Genomic DNA, 19,679 nt, shown 5'->3' with positions numbered 1-19,679 from the left:
CACCACCACTTTTCGCTCAGCTCACGTCGGCATACTTCCTGGGATTTGCGTCGAACCGAGGACCACATCCCTTGCAGCAGAACCAGTACCGATTTCCTTCGAAGTCACGAAACAGGCCTTCCGCTTCGGCATGCACCTTCTCGATCACGCTGCCCGGCATGACCCGACATTCGACGAGTTCACTACTGCCAGCGGTGAGTAGGTCTTTCCCACCGGTCGGCATCGCCGTACCGACAGTGCCGACATCGCCTTTGGCGTCAGACTTCGGGGTGTTGCCACAGCCACAACTGCTCATTGGGATTCCTGTTCTTTTGCTGGACGGATGTGGCCCGGAAAGCGAGCCCGACACAATCAATATACCCCCTATAGGTATATTGGAGATAACTTGAAGGTCTGCGCGTACAGCATCTCGGCACATAAACCATTGCAGGAGAACGAATAATGCGTCCCCAGCCTCGGGTCACCTACAGCATCATGACACACTCAACCTTATACCTACCGGGGGTATAAGGTAGGTCTGGCATCGACCATCCATGTCCGCGTGGTCGTCGACGAAGAGGAGCAATGAAGAACTGGAAAGCAATCGGCAGCAGCCGATTCGCCGTAGTTGGAGCTTTGCTGTTGGTCGGCATGCTTTGGGGAAGCTCGTTCCCTCTGGTTGCTGTGGCAGCACCAACTCTCGGCGCCGTCGGCACGACGCACGGCCGCTTCATTGTTGCAGCGTTGGTTCTCGCGCTGATAACTGCTTCCAGCAGATCGACCTGGCGCGCGGTCCGTCATCGGTTTCCTGCATTCCTACTGCTGGCTGCCCTCAATGTCGCTGGGCCCCTGACACTTGTCGCAACTGCGATCGTCGGCCTCAACTCGTCGACGGCGTCGATCCTGAATGCCACGACTCCGATGTTCACAGTATTCGTCGCCGCTTTCTGGCTTCGACAAAAGATCACCTGGCGAAAACTCTCGGGGGTCGCGATCGGCATCGTCGGCGTCTCGGTGCTTGTCGGCGGAATTCCGTCAGCGATCGACAGTCGCGCAATGCTGGCCATTGGCGCATCTTTGACCGCGGCGCTGCTGTACGCAGTCGGAGGTGTCTACGCACGAAAGTCGTTCCAGGACACTCCACCCCTGACGCTGGCCCTCGGCCAACAACTTGCCGCGGTCGCCCTCTTGGTGCCGGTGTCCGCCGTCGCTCCCCCTCCGGGGCCCATAACCGTCGGCCCACTCATCGCCGTGGTAGCCCTGGGGCTGGGGGCTACCGCCGGTGGCTACCTGGTCTACTTCTGGATAATTCGTCAGGCGGGTCCAGTCGCGGCATCGGCCGTCACTCTTCTCGTTCCGATTTCGGCATCAGCCATCGGAGTGCTGTGGTTGAACGAGCCTGTTACCTTCGCGCTCGTTGGCGGTCTTGTCATCATTCTTGCCGGAGTCGGCTTGCTCCTGGATCTTCCGCCGACGCGAGATCCATTGCGCAGGGTTGACCCGGACCGGGCGGCTAGCGCGGACAAACGGCCGGTCAGCGGCTGATCGGAGCCGTCCAAAGTCCGACCAGCGCGTCGACGAGGTCGGTCGTGAAGTCCTCCCATGACGTGACCGCGTCCGGCCCCTCTTCGGCAAGCGTGCGCTCGCGTTCGGCGAACATGTGCACGATCGCATTACGCCCGATGTCCGCGCGGGCGCGTCGAACACTCATCGGCATGTCAGTCAGACAGGCTGAAAGTCCGCGAAGCGTCTCCTGCAGAGTAGGCGAGGCCAGCACCTCGTCGTAAACGATTTTCCGCAGGACCGGGTCGGTGAGAATCTGCGCGCTGAACCGCGCATACCAGGTCGGGCCACCCATTTCGGCGTAGTGATCGGTCGACGCCCGAACCAGACACGAAATCCAGTCACGAACATTTGTGGACCCTTCGATCTCACGCAGCAGTTCGCCACGGTTCTTCTCGACCTGCTGGGAATGCTTGTTCACGATCGCGCGGACCAGATCGGTCTTGGTTCCGAAGTGATATCCGACGGCAGCATTGTTGCCCTGACCTGCCGCGTCGCTCACCTGACGGTTCGAAACCGCGAAGACTCCATGTTCTGCGAACAACTGCTCGGCGACGGCGAGAATGCGGTCTCGGGTTGCAGCAGAGCGCGCGGAATTTGCGGCGCCGCCGACATCGGCCGACGCGTCCTCAGTCCTCGTAGTCATGGACACCATCATCCTCGACCATCCGAAGCTGCTCGGCACCGGAGATATTCGTCACGATCGGAGACACAGCCTTCCGTTAAGTCAGTCACTTGATTTAACTTTAGTTCAAGCAACTGACTTAAACTATTATTCGTTCTTCCTCCGATGGAGTTACCGCAATGTCGTCAACCACTTCACCACCACCGACAACGCCGCCACAGACAACGAAGTCGCCAGCCACCACCGCAGTGGTGGCTGTTCTGGCGTTTTCCGGCATCGTCGTCTCGCTCATGCAGACGCTGGTGATCCCGATCATCCCGCATCTGCCCGAGTACCTGAACGCGCCGGCGTCCGATACCGCGTGGGCTGTGACCGCCACGCTGCTCGCAGCTGCCGTCGCCGTCCCGACCATGGGCCGCTTGGGCGACATGTTCGGCAAACGGCGTCTACTCCTGATCAGCATGGCGCTGTTGGTAACCGGTTCGGTGGTCGGAGCACTCAGTTCGAGCGTTATCCCCCTCGTTGCCGGCCGAATCCTGCAGGGCCTTGCTGCCGGCGTCATTCCGCTGGGCATCAGTGTGATGCGCGACGTGCTTCCGCCCAAGAAGCTCGCCGGCGCTGTTGCGATGATGAGCGCTTCACTGGGAGTCGGCGGCGCTCTAGGTCTTCCGATCGCGGCTTTGATCGCCGAGTACGCCGACTGGCACGTCCTGTTCTGGGCGTCAGCCGTGCTCGGCGCTCTTGCGGCCGTTCTTGTTGTCGTCCTGGTCCCCGAATCGACGGTTCGCACAGGTGGCACGTTCGACTTCGGCGGGGCAATCTCGCTCTCAGCCGCCCTCATCGCTCTACTACTGGCCATTTCCAAAGGTGGCGACTGGGGTTGGACGAGCACGCTCACGCTTTCCTTGTTCGGCGCCGCGATCCTGATATTCGGATTCTGGGCTTGGTGGGAACTACGCACCCCCAAGCCGCTGGTGGATCTACGCGTATCCATCCGCCGCCAGGTGCTCTTCACCAACCTCGCATCGATCGTGTTCGGATTCGCGATGTTCGCCGCCAGCATGGTCTTTCCCCAGGTAGTCCAGTTGCCTGAAGTCACTGGTTACGGCCTAGGCGGTTCGATGCTCACCGCAGGTCTGGTCATGGCTCCCTCCGGCATCATCATGATGCTGATCTCTCCGCTGTCCTCACGCATCACCAATTCGCACGGCCCCAAGGTGACGCTCATGCTCGGCGCCGTTGTCGTCGCAATCGGTTACGGCATCGGCATTTTCGCCATGCACTCGATTTGGGAACTGATCGTGATCGCCGTGATCATCGGCGCCGGTACCGGTATGGCTTACGGCGCGATGCCCGCTCTCATCATGGGGGCTGTTCCTCCGTCCGAGACCGGTGCAGCCAACAGCTTCAACACCCTGATGCGCTCCCTCGGTACATCATTCGCCAGCGCCATCGCGGGTGTCGTCATCGCCCAGATGACCATGTCCATCGGTGGGGCAACGCTGCCGTCGGAGAACGCTTTCCGCGTCGTCATGGCCCTCGCTGCGGGATCCGCCGTCGTCGCACTCGTCCTGGCCGGTTTCCTCCCTCGGTTCAACAGCTCCAACTCCCGCAAGGAGATTGGTAGCCAGCACACCGATACGTCCCCGACCACGTCGAAGGAATCCGTTCCGACACACTGAGCCAGCGCGCAATACACACTGCGCTGTACACACAGCCCGGCCCCGGCGGAGTCCAACTCCGTCGGGGCCGACGCGTTTCACACATTTTGCTGTTGATACACCTGCGGACGACAGTTTCGTGACATGCTCCGTTGAGATGGGTGCTCGTTCGATACTCGGGGAAAGGATGCCGCGATCGCCGCTCCTCGTGCTGACGTAGCCCTTGCTGTCGCCGCCGCTGCCGTCCTGGGCATAGGCGTCGGTGTCCTTCTTGCCGATGTCGTCGCCGGCCTGGCTGCAGGTGCGGGTGCTGCAGTGGTATTTCGGTTTGCTCTTCGGATGATCAATACCCGAAAGTGAGCGGTTGTCGAGGGTCCTACTTCAGGACACGGATCGCCGAGCCCGGAAGGATTCCGCTCGATGGCGGGTAGATCGACGTTGCGCCGTTGAAGAACATGTGAGCGGGAGTCGTGGATACCGGCAGCAGGTCGATGTCGTTGAACAACGCGCGCTCACTTTCCTCCCAGACCTTGCAAGACTCGTCACCGGGAAGAAGCGAAGCCTCAGTGGACAATTCGATGTACTTCTTGTTGTCGAGGGAAGCGAAGTTCACTCCTTCAGGTTTGGGCGGGCCGGTGAAGTACTTGGCAAAGATGCTCGGCGTATCACTCCCCAGCGTCAAACCGATGGAAACGTCCCACGACGACAGGTCGGTGGTGCTGAATGTGTTGGCGATGACAAAACTGTAGTCGCCGCCGGTCAGTTTCACATTCGCGCCCAGTCCTTCCCACTGTGTTGCCACGTATTCCGCGGCGGCAGAGTTCGTATCGCGTGAGTTGTTGAAAATCACGTTGAGGGCAAGCGGTCGACCGTCCTTCGTCAGGATGCCGTCGGGACCCGCCTTCCAACCTGCGTCGGACAGCGTTTTCTTTGCTGCATCGACGTCGAAATCGGGGATCGTCCCTTCGACACTGTTGTAGTCGCAGGCAAGGGGTTCCGAAACCGCGAGGGCGCGTGCGCGGGTTCCTTTACCGCCGGTGGTGATCTCGGTGTAGTCGTCCAGGTCTACTGCCTGCACGAGGGCCTGCCGCACAGCACGGTCTGCCGTGGGTAGGGCCGCGAAATGATTGAAGATGAACTCGCCGGACAACGTGGTGTAGGTCTTCGAATCCAGACCCGCGGCCAAGACTCGTTCCTCGTCCGAACCGGTGACCGCTGCGGCATTCACTCCGCCGGTGAGAACAAGATTCGCCGTCGTACTGGGATCGGTGACAATCTTGATCGTCACTGTCTTCGGCACTCCGAGAGTGTCGGAAGTGGTCTCGCCGTTCGGACTCCAGGTGTAACCGTCGCGGCGTTCCATCGTGATGTGATCGTTCGGAACAACTTCGGTGACCTTGAACAGACCCGTTCCGTTGCTACTCGAACGGATGCTGGCCGGGTCTTCGAGCGTCGCAGCGCACGGAAGCCGCAACGCGCCGATTCGAGAGAGCAGGAAGGGCGCTGGCTCGGCGGTAGTCACCGTCAGTTCGTCACCGTCCGCTGAGGCCGAAGTCGACATCGGCACAGTGGATCCGCGTAGCGGTGAAGCGTTTTCAGGATCCATGACCCAGTTGATGTCATCGGCCGCGGTCTGTGCGGTGAAGGAAGTGCCGTCGGCACAAGTGATGCCCTTCTTGAGCACGAACTTCAGCGTGTTCCCTTCTTCACTCCAGCTCTCCGCCAGATAGGGACGCACAGTGCGTGTTTGCGCGTCGATGTCGATCAACGAATCGTACGAGTACGCGTTCACGATCTGAGTCGACGTAAGGTTGGTGATCAGAGGGTGCAGATTTCCGGGATCGGCGTTGATGACAGTCGTGAAACTGCCGTCCTTTGCATACTCACCGACCGAACCTCCGGGACTGGATGCGCCGCCACACCCGGCCAGGGTGAAAACCCCAACGCTGATAACTGCTGTCGCGGAGACAGAACGGGCTTTCATACGAGCCGCCATCTACTAGGAGTTGCCATGGCGACAATCGTGCGGGATTGACGTGGTCTGTATCTCGTTGAAGTTCCCCATACAGTCGGCCGTACTCTGTTCGATTGTCACTATCGACCGGGCAAGCGCAGACGCTAAGTACGACGCTGCCGTTGACGGTGATTCGCGACGTTGATTCGGTTGCCGCACAACGCCGGCATGCAGTAGCGGCGTCGCCCTCCACGGCTTGTATCGACGAACACCCCGTTGCACGTCGGCGAGGCGCATGGGCGGAATCGTTCGTACCCCAATGTGCGCAGAGTCCCCAGCAACGAGTAGCCGATCAACAGCGCAAGTTCGCCGGTGAGATTGATTCTGCTGTCCGGTACCGCATTCCATCGATAGTCGGACCGGGCATCAGGCACGAGTCGGACGTGATGCGGGACGGTCTGCAGGAGTCGATGAGTGCGATCAACGAGCTCATCGGAAGTCGGAGCATCGAGAATCGAACGAATCCCCTCTCTGAGTTCCTTGACCTCAGCAAGTTCACCGCTGGTAAGCCGACGTCCGTTGGTGAGCGCATCCGGCGAGAGTCCATGTTCGTCCAGTAGATCGTGAAGCGCCTGAGGGGCAGCCAACGCGTCACCTGCCTCCACCCACACGCGGGGCGAGGTATTGACCAAGTCGGTCGCAAACGACGCACCGGCGACGTAATCGTCTAAAACTACTTGCATCCCTTACCGTCCTGCCCTACCGTAATTGAATAACCTAACTTTACACCTTACGGAGGCGGCGGGATGGAACATTGCGCAGACCACAGGCTGCCCGAGATACTCCGAGACACTCACCACCGATTGCGCCGCGCCGGTACCGTGGCATCGCAGACACCCGTCGTCGCTGCCGATCTCTACTGGTCGATCGGCGCGCTCGCCCAGTGCCTGACCGCGATGGACGAGGTCATTTCACAACTTGGAATCAATGCCCGAAAGCAGTTGCGCGCTGGAAAGTTCGACGTCCAGAGCGGACCGTTCGAAGGAGAGCCCGACGCCGCCCTACTCACCGCAGTTCTTGCGCTCGCCAGAGCATCGAGTAGTTGCGAACCGGTTCAGGCGGCAATCGGCAACGCTCAGATCGCGGTGAGTGATCTCGTCGTCTCAAGGCCCACCAGCGCTTGACGCCCGCGCTCGCAGCCTGTCCCAATAGAGACTGTATGGTTGGTTTTCAGGCAGCCATCGAGAGCATCGACCAGCAGGAACCGGGTTATCACTGTGAGTGCAGGAACATCGACAATCTACGAGGACCGAACCGTCCGGATCGACGATCAGGGCGTCACGATCCGCCACTACTACTTTCCGTTTGTCAGCAAGTTCGTCCTGTACTCGCAGATCGAATCCGTCGACCTCGGAGTCATGTCATGGCTGAGCGGACGCCTACGAATCTGGGGAACAACAGATTTCAGCTCGTGGTACAGCCTGGATCTTTCACGCCCGTGGAAGGAGACCGCGGTGGTACTCACTCTCGCCGGCCACGGATCGCCTTCGTTCAGCCCCAAGGACGCCGATCGCGTCGAGACCGAAATCCGCAGTCGCATCGGATCACACGCCGCGAACTGACTAGCGGAACTCGGATTCGACGGTGACGATCTCACTCCAGTCGGTTCGATCGAACAACCGCGCCAGCGCAGTGAACAGAACTTCCGGGTCGACGACGCTCTCGGGTGAGTGCACACCGATCCGATCCGAAATCGTTCCGTCGGCGAGCCGGGACACCACCTGAGCAAGGCCGAGCGCCAAGGGGATTCCGGTTGCACCGGCCATGTCCGACAGCAACTCCGACACCGGTGAATCGTCGGCAATCCGGGCCACGACGCGCATCGCTCTTCCGTCGAACATTCCTGTCGCCGAGGCGAAGAACAACGGCAGGGATCCGTGGCCGGCGCGCGTGAGCATTCGAGGCGCAGCACGGATCATCCGTCCGAGCGAAGGCTTGCCCAATTCTTCGGCGGCCGAGTCGAGATCGATTCTCCCCTTGTCGATGTCGGCGCGGAGAACGTCGAGAAACGCCACGGTTTCCGGTGTGATGACCATCAGATTTGCCGAATGCCCCGCAGGATTGATGGTCCGATGAAACATCACCGGCTCCGGATGCCCGACCACGTAAGCGTTCCCCCGACGTCCGCCGGGCAGTTCGAGTGCGATGGAACGCAACGGTTCTTCGTTGACGATTCGCCCCGCACGAACCACCGGAACCTGGCCGCTGATCTGCTGCATCCAGTGAACGGCGGCTGCACTCAATGTGTCCACCGACTCGTCCTCGCCCTCGACATCAACCGGCCAGGCTGTATACAGATCGTCGACCACGTCCAATCGCGAGACTGCCATCGCGGCCAGGAGGTTACTCATCCCGGGACTTGCGCCCATGCCGACTACCGCACAGATTCCGGCTCCCCTCGCGGCACAGTCCAATTCCAGCATGTCGACGGCCGGCTCCCAGTCGTCGCAGATGTCGAGATAGTGAGTCCCGGTCCCGATCGCTGCCTGGAGAATGCCGACGCCGAAACGGAAAAACGGTCCGACCGTATTGACGACCACGTCTGCGCCGTCAAGCAATTCACGTAGCGTGCGACCGTCCGTGACGTCGATGCGGCGCGCCTCGACTTCCGCTGACGCCTGCGCCAGTTCAACTGAAAGACGCTTCGCAGCATCGATATCGCGATCCGCGACTACTACCTTGCTGATTCCCGGCAATGTTGCGGCCAGACGAACTGCTGCCGAGCCCATGGCACCGGCACCACCCAGTGCGACAACCGTGATTCCGTCAGCCATGAATTCCCTCCAAAAATGCAGTCTGATCCGCTAGATAGCCGGGAGCGAAGATCGAACGGGGAGCAAGGACGGCCACCAGAGCGGACCTCACTTCCGAGTCTTCGAGATCCTTGTCCACGATCGAATGCGTAGCGTCGGGGTACTTCTTGACCACCAATTGCCCTGGAGTGTCCAACAATTCGCGATACACCCTTTCGGTATCAGCCACGTCGACGTTGACGTCTTGTCCGCCGATGATCAAGAGCACCGGAACCTTCACGGTTTCGAGATCGGCTCGCGCATCCGAGAGGTAGTTCTTTCGGATGAAGTTCCACCGGTCTTCGGTGAGACCGTCGGCCTCGCCGGAGGCCACGAGATCGTCGAACGATGCATCACGGGCCAACTGATCCAAGTTCTTCGCACGATCGACCCGCGCTTTCTCGAACTCGTCGGCCGACGCATTTCTCTCGGAAAGTTCGGCTAGGGTATTGAATTCGCCTTGTTGGAGCCAGTTGATCGCGGGACCCACGGCAATGACGAACGCTACGTCCGGGTCGAGGTTCACCACCTTGGGCATCACCCACCCTGCCTGGCTTGCACCCCACAGACCGATCCGAGACGGATCGATATCCGAACGTCCCCGCGCCCACTCGATTGCCGCTTCCGTTTCTGCCGCGCGATCGTCCATGCTCTGGTCGAGCCAATTGCCCGGTGCCCCATTCACCCCCGGCTTGTCCCAGGAGAGTGACGCGTACCCCGCCTTTGCGAACGCCTCCCACACCGGTCGATAGAACGTCTCATGTGTTGCATCGACCGGGCCGTCTCCGTGGACGAAAACCACGAGCCCGAAGGGACCGTCACCGTGTTCGGGCAGTGCAAGGACTCCCTGGAGCGGCACCGATCCCCCGGTGATCGTCACTTTTTCCTCACGGATGTCATAGGTGTTCTGGTACAGCGTCCAGCCCACCAGAGTCGCGATCAGAACAACGACCACCGCCAGGGAAGTAACCATCCACCTGCGTAAACGAGGCTTACTCTTGCCCTCGCTCATCGATTCCGCTGCCATCTTCCCGCCCTAACGTACGAATTTGAAACGATCGTATTGCATTCGATAGTACAGTTGTGGGCGAAGATGTCGAGAAGCGAGGAAAGGACATGGCGATGACCGACAGGGACGTCGATGTACCCACGAGGATCTTGATCGAGGGACTACTGCGCACGGACGGAACTGTCGACGGGCACACCCTCTATGCCACCGCCGACGCCCTCGGCAAAACTGATCAACAGGTTCGGCTGTGCATCAAGCGGTTGGTCACCGAGGGGAAGTTCACTCAGGAAGGTCGCGGGCGGCAGGCCACGCTACGAGCAACGCCGAAAGCCCTGCGCGAGATGGAACCCGACGTCGAATTCGTTCGGCTGGCCTATCGACAAGACCGCGACACTGTGACGCCGTGGGACGGGTACTGGCACCTGGCCGGATTCGCAATTCCGGAGTCGTCACGGAAAGGGCGAGATGCGCTGCGCACCAAGGTCGTTTACCTCGGCGGCGCGCTCGTCCAGGGCGGTCTGTACGTCTCGCCGCACGCCTGGGAACCGTATATTCGCGATGCGGCCGCCGAACTCGACGTCGAACAGCACCTGTCTTCTCTCACCACTCGAGATCTGAAAGTGGGCACTCTCGAAGACCCCGTGAAGATTGCCGCGCAGTTGTGGCCACTGGACCAGATCGCTGACGGATACGAACGGCTACTCGACATAGCGACCGCACGCCTGCACAAACTGCAGAACAGTCCGGGTACCGATGCTGTCACGATGACCATCGAACTCGCGGCGGAATTCACGCGAGCCATGGAACCGGATCCGCTGTTGCCGCCGGAACTACTGCCCACCAACTGGATCGGCACGAGGGCTCGGTCGATCACTGCGCAGTGCTGGACGCTTCTGGCACAGGTGGACGGTGCCGACGAATTACCGTCGCTGTTCCACCTGTACGCAGATGCAATCGGTGACGATCAGGATGCAAGCGTGCGCTGACGGGGCGGCAGTCCGAAACGCCCGAGAACCTCGTCGACTGCGGTGGACGGTGTGACAAGTCCGCGATCCTGAAGCCACGGAATGGTGCTGTCCACCAGATGCTCGAGCGTTCGAGGCAATGCGAGAGGCAGCAACGTAACGCCGTCGGCGACCTCCGCAGCTCGGATATCGGCGATCAAACTGCCGAGACCGGAAGGCGTTCCGACGTAATGAAGCGAAACGGGAACCCGCGGCGAGGTCAACGCGCTGTCCAACTGCGCAAGCTCCTTACGAGCGGAGCGAGCCTCCGGCGCGATCAGAATCTCGAGATCGACCAGCACTGCGACGCTGTCGGGATCGCGTCCTTCTTCGGCGACGGCAGCGCGTATCCGTGCGCGTTCGAGCTGTGCCTCACGCAGATCCGCAGCGCGAATCCGAACCACATTGGTAGGGAATGAAGCCAAATCGAGAGCCTTTTCACCCTCGGTGAGGTCCACCCAGTAGTCGCCGCCGATGATGGGCAGGTTGCCGGGTGCGCCCTCAGCGGCCGGATGGTGACCGGATCCGGTCAACTCGACCGCTACGTGCAGAGAATGCGAAGCGAGTGAAGACATGTGAGACCTCCGAAAATCAGAAAAGTATGGGATGAGCGAGACGAATCGTCAGCTCGAACACATTCCTGAAGAGGTGCGGCACAGATCGACATGGCGACGGCACCACTGACCGAGAGTGATGCTCACTCTCGAAGGGGTGGCGGGAAAATCCGCTGGTGCCATGGCTGCCATGCTAGTTGTCCGTTCGAGTTTTCGGGGACCGAGCTCAGCTCAGACGCACTCGGCTGCGCCGGCATTGTCGTCTGCGGCTCCGAGGAAGGGGCGGGTCTCGGGCACAGGGTTCCACGCACCTGCCGTCTTCGCGTACTTCCAATCACGCTGATTCGAAACCAGGATGTTCACGGCGTCGACCAACCGCGTCACGTCGTCCGAGCTGCTACCGAGGCCGAGGCTGGCGCGAACTGCACCGCCGGAGAGGCCGAGGCGCGCGAGAACCGGATGTGCGCAGAAGCGACCGTCGCGAACTCCGATGCCGTGCTCGGCGGAGAGGAATGCGGCGATCTCGCCCGCTTCGAATCCGTCGACGGTGAAGGTGACGATTCCGACGGCGTCGGGAGCGTCGTTCCACAGTCGCACGAGTGAGACGCCCTCGATGGCGGACAAGCCGTCAGTGAGCTGGGCGGTGAGCGCCTTCTCATGCTCGGCGATCACGTCGAAGTCCAGGGCGTGCAGGGTTTCGCAGGCGGTCGCGATGGCTGCCGCACCGAGCACGTTGGGGGAACCCGCCTCGTGGCGTGCGGGCGCGCAAGCCCACTCGGTGGATTCGATGGTCACCTCACGCACGGCGCCGCCGCCGGCGAGGTACGGCTGAGCTTCGTCGAGCCAGTCACGGCGGCCGACGAGAACGCCGGCGCCGAAGGGCGCGTACAGCTTGTGGCCCGAGAACGCTACGTAGTCGACGCCGCATTCCTGCAGGTCGATGCGACGGTGGGGAGCCAACTGAGCAGCGTCGACGAGGATACGTGCGCCGCAACGGTGAGCGATGTCAGCCAAACGTGCAATCGGCAGGATCTCACCGGTCACGTTGGAGGCCCCGGTGATTGCGAGCAGCGCGGCAGGCTTGGTGCACAGTTCACCGATCAGACGCTCGATCGTTTCTTCGATGGTGTCTGCGGCGGTGACGATACGAGCGTCGTTCCACGGCAACAGGTTTGCGTGATGCTCGACGTCGAGGACGACGGTGCTGCCGGGGACGCACTGCGCAAGCAGGTTCAGCGAATCGGTGGTGTTCCGGGTGAAGACGACAACCTGATCGTCGGCACAGTTCACGAAACGAGCAACGGATTCACGAGCGTTCTCGTAGGTGAGCGTGGAGATCCGGGACGCGTAGCCGGCACCGCGGTGGACGCTGGCGTACGTGGGCAACAATTCGGCGATACGGTCGGTGACCTGGGCCAATGCCGGCGCGCTGGCCGCGTAGTCGAAGTTGGCGTAGGAGCATTCGCCGCCCTGAACCAATGGAACCTGCAGGTCGGCACCCGAAACCTTGGCAATCGCGGTGGTGTAGCAGGTGTCGGCACTCAATACAGCAGTCATCGAAGACAATCCTCACGTTCAAGGACTCGTTCGTCGGGAGATGGCCCCGGAAGAGTCCGCGCTTGCCGCATTCGTTTTCGAACGCAGCCGGGTCGTCACCCGGAGCACCCCACCGCGGAGGAGGGTTGCCGACCAGCAAGCCGGGGCTGAACACTGGTACTCGTGACCTGGCAACGAGGATGGCAGGAACCTCCCGCGCTTGTCAAGACGAAGCTGCGAAGACCGTCGTCACGGCGCGATCGTCCGGCAGGCGAGGTGGAGCGCAAGCCTGGTTTCCGGATCGGCCAGATCGACCGAGAGAAGGCGCTGAATTCTATCGATCCGACTCGATACCGTGTTGCGGTGCAAGCCCATTCGGGTTGCGGTGTGAGCCAGAGACGATTCTTCGTCGAGGTACGTCGACAGAGTCTCGAGCAACTCTCCATTGGAATCGCGTAGCGGTGCGAGCAATGCCGCAGCCGCAGGCTGGAAGGTGTCGGTTCGCGTCCACGCCAGCAGCAACTGCGCCAGCCCGAGGCGGTCCACGTGCAGGAATCGACCTGTTTGAGATCGGGAACCGGCGAGCCGAGCGGCATCCCCGGCCTCCGACAGGGACGAACCGATTCCAGCCGGACCGTCGTGTGCGCGTCCCACACCTACCCAGGTCTCCATCGTGGGTTCCAACCTCGCCTGAGCTGCACGGATGCACTCGGCGATCCTGGTGATCGCCTCCGGTCGCGGCTCGCCTGGCAGAGTCGTCCACGCCGCCCAGCCGTCAGCCTGTTCCACGACATTGGCGTCGATTCCCTCGGCGGCGAGAGCATCTGCAACCTCGCTGCGTCTTGCCACCAGGTCGACCTCACCGACCGCCAGGACTTTGATGCCGATGTGCCATCCGTCCAGCATCCAACCCGCGTCGAGTGCGCGCCGGAGCAGTCCGGGTGTGGCGTCTGCTGACGTGTCGATCAGTTCACCGAGCAACGCGCTACGCCGGCGCGCTTCACGCTCGTCGACCATGCGCGCAACGGCCAGTCGGTGCCCGGCAGCCAACGAGGCCACGTCGAGAACCACTGAGAGAGAAGCCTCTTCGACGCTTTGACGCACCGGGAGCAGCACCGCCAGCCAGGGCTCTCGGGCTGCGCCGGACATCACCGGGCACGCAATCAGGACCCCGCCGGAGTCCAATTCGACCGTGGTGGGCGCCCCGCGACCCGACAACATACCGGCAGCTGCTCGATCAGCGTCTGACAACAGGTCGGCGCCGGTCATCGGACGTCCGGACGTGTCCAGGAGAAAGAATGAACGCTGAAAGGTGTTCAGTAGCACCGACAGAAGATTCTCGACGCTTCCTCCGGCTCGTTGGCCCGCGTGTGTCGCCCGCAGTACTGCGTCGGCCATCACCGCCCGCGAATTCGAGAGAAGATCACGAAGATCCACGCTGAACTGCCACGGGTCGGATACTCCGAGCACCACCAGTCCGAGCCGATCGGCAAGCAACGAGAGATTCGCATCCTCCGCCGCAGTGCTGTGCACAGCGACCACCTGGCAGCCGGTCGCCGCTGTGCGCCGAAGGAGAGCGTCGAATCTCCACTCCCCGATGTCGATTCGATCGAGAATCACCAGAACTGATCCTGAACTCGCCGCATCCGACACGGCCTCGGCCGACTGTGCCGATTCCCCGGTGAGTGCTCCCACTGTCGTCACGACGGGATCACCCTCCCCGGCCAGTCGATACAGCCCGACAAAGGCCGGGTTGTTCAGCAACGCCGAAACACTCGCGCTCATCGCGCCTCCATCAGCACTGCGTCGTGGTCGATCCCGAATGCCCGCGGGCCGACAACTTTCAATCTGCCCACTTCTTCCGCCCACCACTGTGGACCGGGAAGAACCAACACGGCCACATCGTGCCCCTGGTGCACGGATTCACACGAGACGAAGGCGCCGGTCCGCACGTCGAGCAACGTCACGATGTCCGGGCACGTTGCAATCATCTCGCCGTCCAACGCGACGGTCAGGAACTCACTCTCGAATTCGACTCGTATCACCGCGGAATCGTGTTCGAGAATCACGCTGCCCCGACGATCGCCGGTGTCCGGACGACTACGACGGACCGCACGCACCCGGCCAGTCCCCATTACCAGGGCCCCGGAGCTCTCCGCGATCTCCTGCCAACTGCCCAGGGCCCCGATGTGCTGACCCAGTTCGTGTGCTCGGGAGAGAGTTCCCGGAATGCACGCCTCCTGCACCGTCCGCGCATCGATCGACGCGATCGCCAGAGCGCCCCAACCGCTGGTTCTCCCGATCAACGACCGCACTGCTACCTCGGCGCCGAGCACATCCACTCCGTCGACGACGGTAATGAGGCCGCCGGGCTGGGCGAGTGTGACCGGGCACAATTCCAACCCGGCTGCGGCGAGAGAGAAGTGATCGAGCCGCGGCATCGCTCGACCCAGCAGGTCCGCGTCGACCACGGGAATTCCCAACGCCAACGCCGCCGCAATTCCGGAGAGAGCGTTGAGTCCACCGCCTTCGAAAGTCATCACCGCGGTCGGACGCTTCCCGGTCCAGCGCGTCAAAGCTGCTGCAGTATCTGCAAACTCACGCCCGGAGGGCAATTGCTCCTCCAAAGCCAGGGCCGATCCGACGATTCCCACCGGCATCACCAATGCCTCCTCCGGCAACTGGTCCGGCGCGATGACCTCCACCGAAGTAGACGTCATCAGTGGACGCAGCAATTCCACGAACAAGCGTGGATCGCCGCCCCCGCCGCAGCCCAGGACCACCGCCCCCGCTGCGATCGCGTCGAGGTCGGCCTCCCGGACCGCGTGCAGCCTGCTCACGGCTCGCTATTCTGCCAGTACAGGTTGCTCGAGTGTCTCCACCGGCAGGAACGGGCGATCGAGCCCGAAGCTAGCCGGGCCGAAGACCGCCAGTGCCTCCGGGGTTCTCATGATGGGTGGGGTCGCGATCCCGATGACCGCAACGCGCTGCCCGTACCGCAAGCCCTCGGTGGTGATGGGTTCGGCGGTATCGGCCTCGACGATGCAGATCAGGTCTGGCACGATCGCCACCATCACTCCGGATTGGACGGCGATCAGATTTTCGTTCTGGAACTGAACTTCCAGCTCTTCGTCTCCGACGCCGGCGATCCGCACCGAACCCCGAGCGAACCCCTCATCGGTTCGCCGGTCGACATCGATCACCTTGCCGTGAAAGAGAACTCGCCCGTATCCGTAGAGCGTGTCGGCGAGACTGTCGACAAGCGCCTGCACCGGGTCCACCCGCTGCTCACGTGAAAGTCTGATGGACCGGCCGATGGTCAGGGCCAACGACAGAGTCCGTGGGATCGCCGTCCGCTTCACATCTGCACCCGTCATCGAGTACTGCGCGATGTGCGCCATCCCACCGAACCTCGACGTCACCCCGCGGGCGAGGCCCTCCAATCTGCTGTTGTCACTTCCGGTGTCGAAGATCGCCACCTCGTCGTGCTCGTTCGCCATGGCGAGCGGACTCGCCGAAATCCCGTACACCGAGAAGGTTTCCATCTCGAGCTGAGGAAAGGCTCGTCCCATCCCGTCGGCGTCGACAACCGGCAGGCCGCGCCGCGCGGCCACCAGCAACGGAATCATCGAATTGATTCCGCCGCACTCCATCGGCATCGTGGCATCTGCAGTTCGACCCGTGTGCTTCTCCAACGTGATCAGCGCCAGCTCGGGTTCGGTTCCGCGCGGCATCTTTTCGACCACGACGGTCGGGGCACCCATCTGCGCGACGGGAATCACCCATGCGTCGTCGTCAAGCTCCTCCGGATCGAGAATTGTGATTTCACCGGCGTCACCGAGCGCCTGCGTGACCAACATCTTGCCGACGAACGGATCTCCCCCGCCGCCGGTGCCCAACAAGGCTGCGCCCCTGGCGAGGTCGTCGAGGTCCGCCGTTCGTAGTGTCCAACTCATCGTGAGCCCTCCTGACCGGTGGAGACCAAACCACTGTGCAGTGCCAAGTCACCGACTGCCTTCACTCGAATACGCGTTGCGTTGCCCGGCAGATACGGAATCGGGACCTCGTCGAACTCCACGATCTGCACCGACTCGGGCCGTGCGCCTGCTGCGACTGCCCGATCGATCGCCTCCTGGCGAGCATCGTCGGCAAAAACCTGCCGGTGCCCGTCCCGCACCGCTTCGACTCGATCTACCTCACCACTGACCTGCGCGATCGCAGCGCCGATCGCATTGGCAACATCGAAGCGCTCAGGACGAATCACCATTCCCAGGCCCGGGAGTTCACGCTCCAGCAGTACCGATCCCCCGCCAACCGCCACAACGGGAAGTGGATCCGACGTGGTCCGCATCTGTTCCACGGCGTCGGCGACTCGGCGCGAGATCCGGTCGAGTGCCGTCGACACCAGGCCGCGGTCGAGGTGCGCCACCGCACTGCGATCTCCGACGTCGGCCAAGCCTGCCGCGACGGCTATGTCGGTGGCCGTCAACGTGTCACCGCCGAATACGAGTGCCCGTGAACCCAATTCGTATCCCACAGATTCGGGTCCGACTGTGAGTCCGTCTGCATCCACCAGCGAACCACCACCGATACCGATCGAGAAGACGTCCGGCATACGGAAATTGGTCCGTACCCCGGCGACCGTCACCTCCGTGGTGGCTTCTCGCGGGAAACCGTTGGTCAATACGCCCACGTCGGTAGTGGTACCTCCGATGTCGATCACCGCACAGCTGGCCAGACCGGACAGCACAGCGGCGCCTCGCATGGAGTTGGTCGGTCCCGATGCGAAAGTCGCCACCGGATAACGCCTCGCGTACTCGATGTCCATCAAGGTTCCGTCGTTCTGGCTCAGGTACAGCGGCGCGACAATGCCGTGCTCGACCAAAGATCGGGCAAGACCGTCGACGATGTGATCGGCGAGCTCGCGCAGCGCAGCATTGATGATGGTCGCGTTCTCCCGCTGGAGTAGACCCACTCGACCGATCTCGTGCGAGAGCGAAATTGCGACGTCCGGGCCGAGTTCCTCACGCACGATCTCCGCGGCGGCCGCTTCGCATTCGAGATTGACCGGAGAGAACACCGAAGATATTGCGACCGAACGAGTACCGCTGCGAGCCATGTCGGCGGCATGGCGGCGAATCTCGTCGGGGTCCAGCGGCGAAATACGACGACCGTCGAACTCGTGCCCACCGTGAGCGAGGTAGTGCCTTCCTTGCACAGCGGAGACCAGGTCTCGCGGCCACCCCACCATCGGCGGAAGCGCCGCGGTCGCCGGAAGCCCCAATCGCAGAGCCGCTGTCGGTGCAAGTCCGCGTTGCTCGATGAGAGCGTTGAGAAAGTGCGTCGTGCCGATCATCACTGCTTGAACAGCGCTGGGAGAGAACGAGTACTGCTGCTGCAGCGCCGTCAGAGCTCCGCCGATTCCGCCGGTGATGTCCTTGCTGGTCGAGTGTTTGACATGCCCGATGACGGTGGTCCCGTCCATCAGGACCGCATCGGTGTTCGTACCACCGACGTCGATTCCGATTCGCATCGCGAACTCCCTTCTACAGTGTGTGCCGTGCTAGTGCGTGAGCGCAGATCTTCCCGAAGTCTCTTGCGGCGCTTCGGTTGCGGTGCGTCCGACTCCGCGAATCAGGCCGAGTCGACCCGCGACGACGTAGAGAACGAAGGCCGAGGCCACCGCGTTGATCGACGGCAGGCCGAAGGTGCTGTAATGACCGATCAGCGCCGAGACGATCCAGATCACCAGCGTGGCCGGTACCCAAGTGGGTGCCGAGTTCGGGAGGGTACCCGCAGCTCGACTCTCCTCCAGATCCTTGCGCCATGTCTTGACGATGAAGTATTCCGCCACCATGATCCCGGCGATCGGCGGGAATCCGACGCCCAACAGGATCAGGAAGTCGGTGAACGAGTTCAGGATTCCGGCAGCCGCGAGGACCGAACCGGTGATGCCGACAACTGCTGTGACAACTGCGCGATTGATCCGTCGACCGAACACGACGTCGATGAAGTTCACGACGCCGAGCCCCGAGCTGTACAGGTTCCAGTCGTTGATCTTGAAGGTGCCGAGAACGATGATCAGAACGCCGACCCAACCGACCGACGAGAGAATGATCGTGGCGATGTCGGAACTGCGAACGGCATGGGCAAGAAGAACACCGGTCAGCCCGATCACGTATTCGCCCAACGTTATTCCGACGAGCGTCTGCTTCACGACATCGCCTGCCGTGCGGTTGAAGCGCGTCATGTCAGGTGTGATCACTGCTCCGGCAATGAAACCGCCTGCGACGATGGTAGTTCCGGCGAGGAAGCTGAGCTCCGGCCCGGCCGGCGCAGATGTCATCAGATCTGACAGCGAGTGATTACGCAGTTCGGCGATGACGGCCCAACCGACCAGGATCAGGAACAGCGGAACGGTGATGTTGGCGATCAGTTGCATGGATCCGAACCCGCGAAGGACTATCGCGGTGATCAGGAGACCGAAGGCCAAAGCCCACGCCCACTGCGGCAGAAACGGCATGATTCCGTGCAAACCTGATGCAGAGACAGCAGATTGAATGCCGAACCAACCGATCAGGCTGACCCCGATCACCAAACCGATCACCGCGGAACCTGCGTGCCCGAATCCACACCAGCGTGCGACCACCGATGTGTTGAGCCCTTCACGAACCCCGATGATGCCGATGAAAATACAGACGACCTCGAGAATCACCGCCCCGACTGTCAATGCCCAGAAGGCATTCCAGAACGTCATTCCGTAGCCGAGCGTCGCACCGAGCAAGAACTGTGCGAGTGCCGATACCTGACCGAATCGCTGTACTGCCACCGAGAACCACGAATATCGTGCTTCGTCGGGAACGCGGGTGAGCGCGTAGTCGTCACCGTCGGACACTTCACCGCCGGCGGCGGTCGCTGACGTGTTTTTCATGACGGACTCCT

At 61.8% G+C, this 19,679-nt stretch carries 18 protein-coding genes and 1 riboswitch; of the genes, 5 read left to right on the top strand and 13 right to left on the bottom strand.

What is annotated here, in order from left to right:
* Positions 1-16: 16 nt before the first annotated feature.
* Complete coding sequence (locus tag AC1Q61_RS24875) at positions 17-295, bottom strand: YHS domain-containing protein (protein ID WP_073512084.1); 279 nt, start codon at positions 293-295, stop codon at positions 17-19.
* A gap of 269 nt (positions 296-564) precedes the next feature.
* On the opposite strand from AC1Q61_RS24875, the gene AC1Q61_RS24870 reads away from it, so the two are divergent.
* On the top strand, positions 565-1,524 hold the full coding sequence (locus AC1Q61_RS24870) for a DMT family transporter (RefSeq protein WP_334552260.1): 960 nt from the start codon (positions 565-567) through the stop codon (positions 1,522-1,524).
* On the opposite strand, the gene AC1Q61_RS24865 is transcribed toward AC1Q61_RS24870, so the two are convergent.
* A complete protein-coding gene (locus tag AC1Q61_RS24865) occupies positions 1,514-2,188 on the bottom strand; it encodes a TetR/AcrR family transcriptional regulator (protein WP_042450572.1) in 675 nt (224 codons plus the stop codon). The genes AC1Q61_RS24870 and AC1Q61_RS24865 overlap by 11 nt on opposite strands.
* A 158-nt stretch (positions 2,189-2,346) precedes the next feature.
* On the opposite strand from AC1Q61_RS24865, the gene AC1Q61_RS24860 reads away from it, so the two are divergent.
* Positions 2,347-3,849, top strand: coding sequence for an MFS transporter (locus tag AC1Q61_RS24860; protein WP_020906025.1), 1,503 nt, complete (start codon positions 2,347-2,349; stop codon positions 3,847-3,849).
* Between the two features lie 355 nt (positions 3,850-4,204).
* Here the strand turns inward: AC1Q61_RS24860 and AC1Q61_RS24855 are convergent, their stop codons facing one another.
* Together AC1Q61_RS24855 and AC1Q61_RS24850 are read right to left on the bottom strand one after the other, a co-directional pair.
* The gene (locus AC1Q61_RS24855) at positions 4,205-5,812 is read right to left on the bottom strand and encodes an ABC transporter substrate-binding protein (RefSeq protein WP_218695577.1); all 1,608 of its coding nucleotides are present in this window, start codon (positions 5,810-5,812) and stop codon (positions 4,205-4,207) included.
* A 134-nt stretch (positions 5,813-5,946) separates the two neighbouring features.
* The gene (locus AC1Q61_RS24850; protein ID WP_042450527.1) at positions 5,947-6,525 is read right to left on the bottom strand and encodes a CGNR zinc finger domain-containing protein; all 579 of its coding nucleotides are present in this window, start codon (positions 6,523-6,525) and stop codon (positions 5,947-5,949) included.
* Between the two features lie 63 nt (positions 6,526-6,588).
* Here AC1Q61_RS24850 and AC1Q61_RS24845 point away from each other — a divergent pair, with 63 nt between their 5' ends.
* Positions 6,589-6,966, top strand: coding sequence for a hypothetical protein (locus AC1Q61_RS24845; protein WP_042450525.1), 378 nt, complete (start codon positions 6,589-6,591; stop codon positions 6,964-6,966).
* A 93-nt stretch (positions 6,967-7,059) separates the two neighbouring features.
* Positions 7,060-7,404 (top strand): hypothetical protein, encoded by a 345-nt coding sequence (locus tag AC1Q61_RS24840; RefSeq protein WP_042450522.1) that lies wholly within the window; start codon positions 7,060-7,062, stop codon positions 7,402-7,404.
* Here the strand turns inward: AC1Q61_RS24840 and AC1Q61_RS24835 are convergent, their stop codons facing one another.
* Positions 7,405-8,616, bottom strand: coding sequence for a saccharopine dehydrogenase family protein (locus tag AC1Q61_RS24835; RefSeq protein ID WP_192711815.1), 1,212 nt, complete (start codon positions 8,614-8,616; stop codon positions 7,405-7,407).
* Positions 8,609-9,607 (bottom strand): alpha/beta hydrolase family protein, encoded by a 999-nt coding sequence (locus tag AC1Q61_RS24830; protein WP_042450570.1) that lies wholly within the window; start codon positions 9,605-9,607, stop codon positions 8,609-8,611. The genes AC1Q61_RS24835 and AC1Q61_RS24830 overlap by 8 nt, the downstream gene beginning before the upstream one ends.
* Before the next feature lie 143 nt (positions 9,608-9,750).
* On the opposite strand from AC1Q61_RS24830, the gene AC1Q61_RS24825 reads away from it, so the two are divergent.
* Positions 9,751-10,629, top strand: a complete 879-nt coding sequence (locus tag AC1Q61_RS24825; protein ID WP_042450568.1) for a DNA-binding transcriptional regulator — start codon at positions 9,751-9,753, stop codon at positions 10,627-10,629.
* Here AC1Q61_RS24825 and AC1Q61_RS24820 read toward each other — a convergent pair.
* The 7 genes from AC1Q61_RS24820 to AC1Q61_RS24790 all read right to left on the bottom strand — a co-directional run bounded on the left by AC1Q61_RS24820 (position 10,608) and on the right by AC1Q61_RS24790 (position 19,668).
* Complete coding sequence (locus tag AC1Q61_RS24820; protein ID WP_003941149.1) at positions 10,608-11,222, bottom strand: LLM class oxidoreductase; 615 nt, start codon at positions 11,220-11,222, stop codon at positions 10,608-10,610. The two genes, AC1Q61_RS24825 and AC1Q61_RS24820, sit on opposite strands and share 22 nt — an antisense overlap.
* A 210-nt stretch (positions 11,223-11,432) precedes the next feature.
* On the bottom strand, positions 11,433-12,758 hold the full coding sequence (locus AC1Q61_RS24815) for an aminotransferase class V-fold PLP-dependent enzyme (RefSeq protein WP_192711813.1): 1,326 nt from the start codon (positions 12,756-12,758) through the stop codon (positions 11,433-11,435).
* A 53-nt stretch (positions 12,759-12,811) separates the two neighbouring features.
* A riboswitch (SAM riboswitch) is annotated at positions 12,812-12,926 on the bottom strand.
* Positions 12,927-12,986: 60 nt separating this feature from the next.
* Positions 12,987-14,522, bottom strand: coding sequence for a PucR family transcriptional regulator (locus AC1Q61_RS24810; protein WP_228401772.1), 1,536 nt, complete (start codon positions 14,520-14,522; stop codon positions 12,987-12,989).
* Positions 14,519-15,577 (bottom strand): DUF917 domain-containing protein, encoded by a 1,059-nt coding sequence (locus tag AC1Q61_RS24805; protein WP_064111468.1) that lies wholly within the window; start codon positions 15,575-15,577, stop codon positions 14,519-14,521. Before AC1Q61_RS24805 ends, AC1Q61_RS24810 begins: the two co-directional genes overlap by 4 nt.
* Positions 15,578-15,583: 6 nt before the next feature.
* A complete protein-coding gene (locus AC1Q61_RS24800; RefSeq protein ID WP_492651217.1) occupies positions 15,584-16,693 on the bottom strand; it encodes an S-methyl thiohydantoin desulfurase family protein in 1,110 nt (369 codons plus the stop codon).
* Positions 16,690-18,270, bottom strand: coding sequence for a hydantoinase/oxoprolinase family protein (locus tag AC1Q61_RS24795; protein WP_260646446.1), 1,581 nt, complete (start codon positions 18,268-18,270; stop codon positions 16,690-16,692). Before AC1Q61_RS24795 ends, AC1Q61_RS24800 begins: the two co-directional genes overlap by 4 nt.
* 30 nt (positions 18,271-18,300) lie before the next feature.
* Positions 18,301-19,668 (bottom strand): purine-cytosine permease family protein, encoded by a 1,368-nt coding sequence (locus tag AC1Q61_RS24790; RefSeq protein ID WP_003941174.1) that lies wholly within the window; start codon positions 19,666-19,668, stop codon positions 18,301-18,303.
* Positions 19,669-19,679 lie beyond the last annotated feature (11 nt).

The organism is Rhodococcus sp. MPR-R1B (assembly GCF_058793255.1).
Note: the sequence above shows the minus strand (reverse complement) of the source record. Positions and strands in the feature narration are given on the sequence as shown.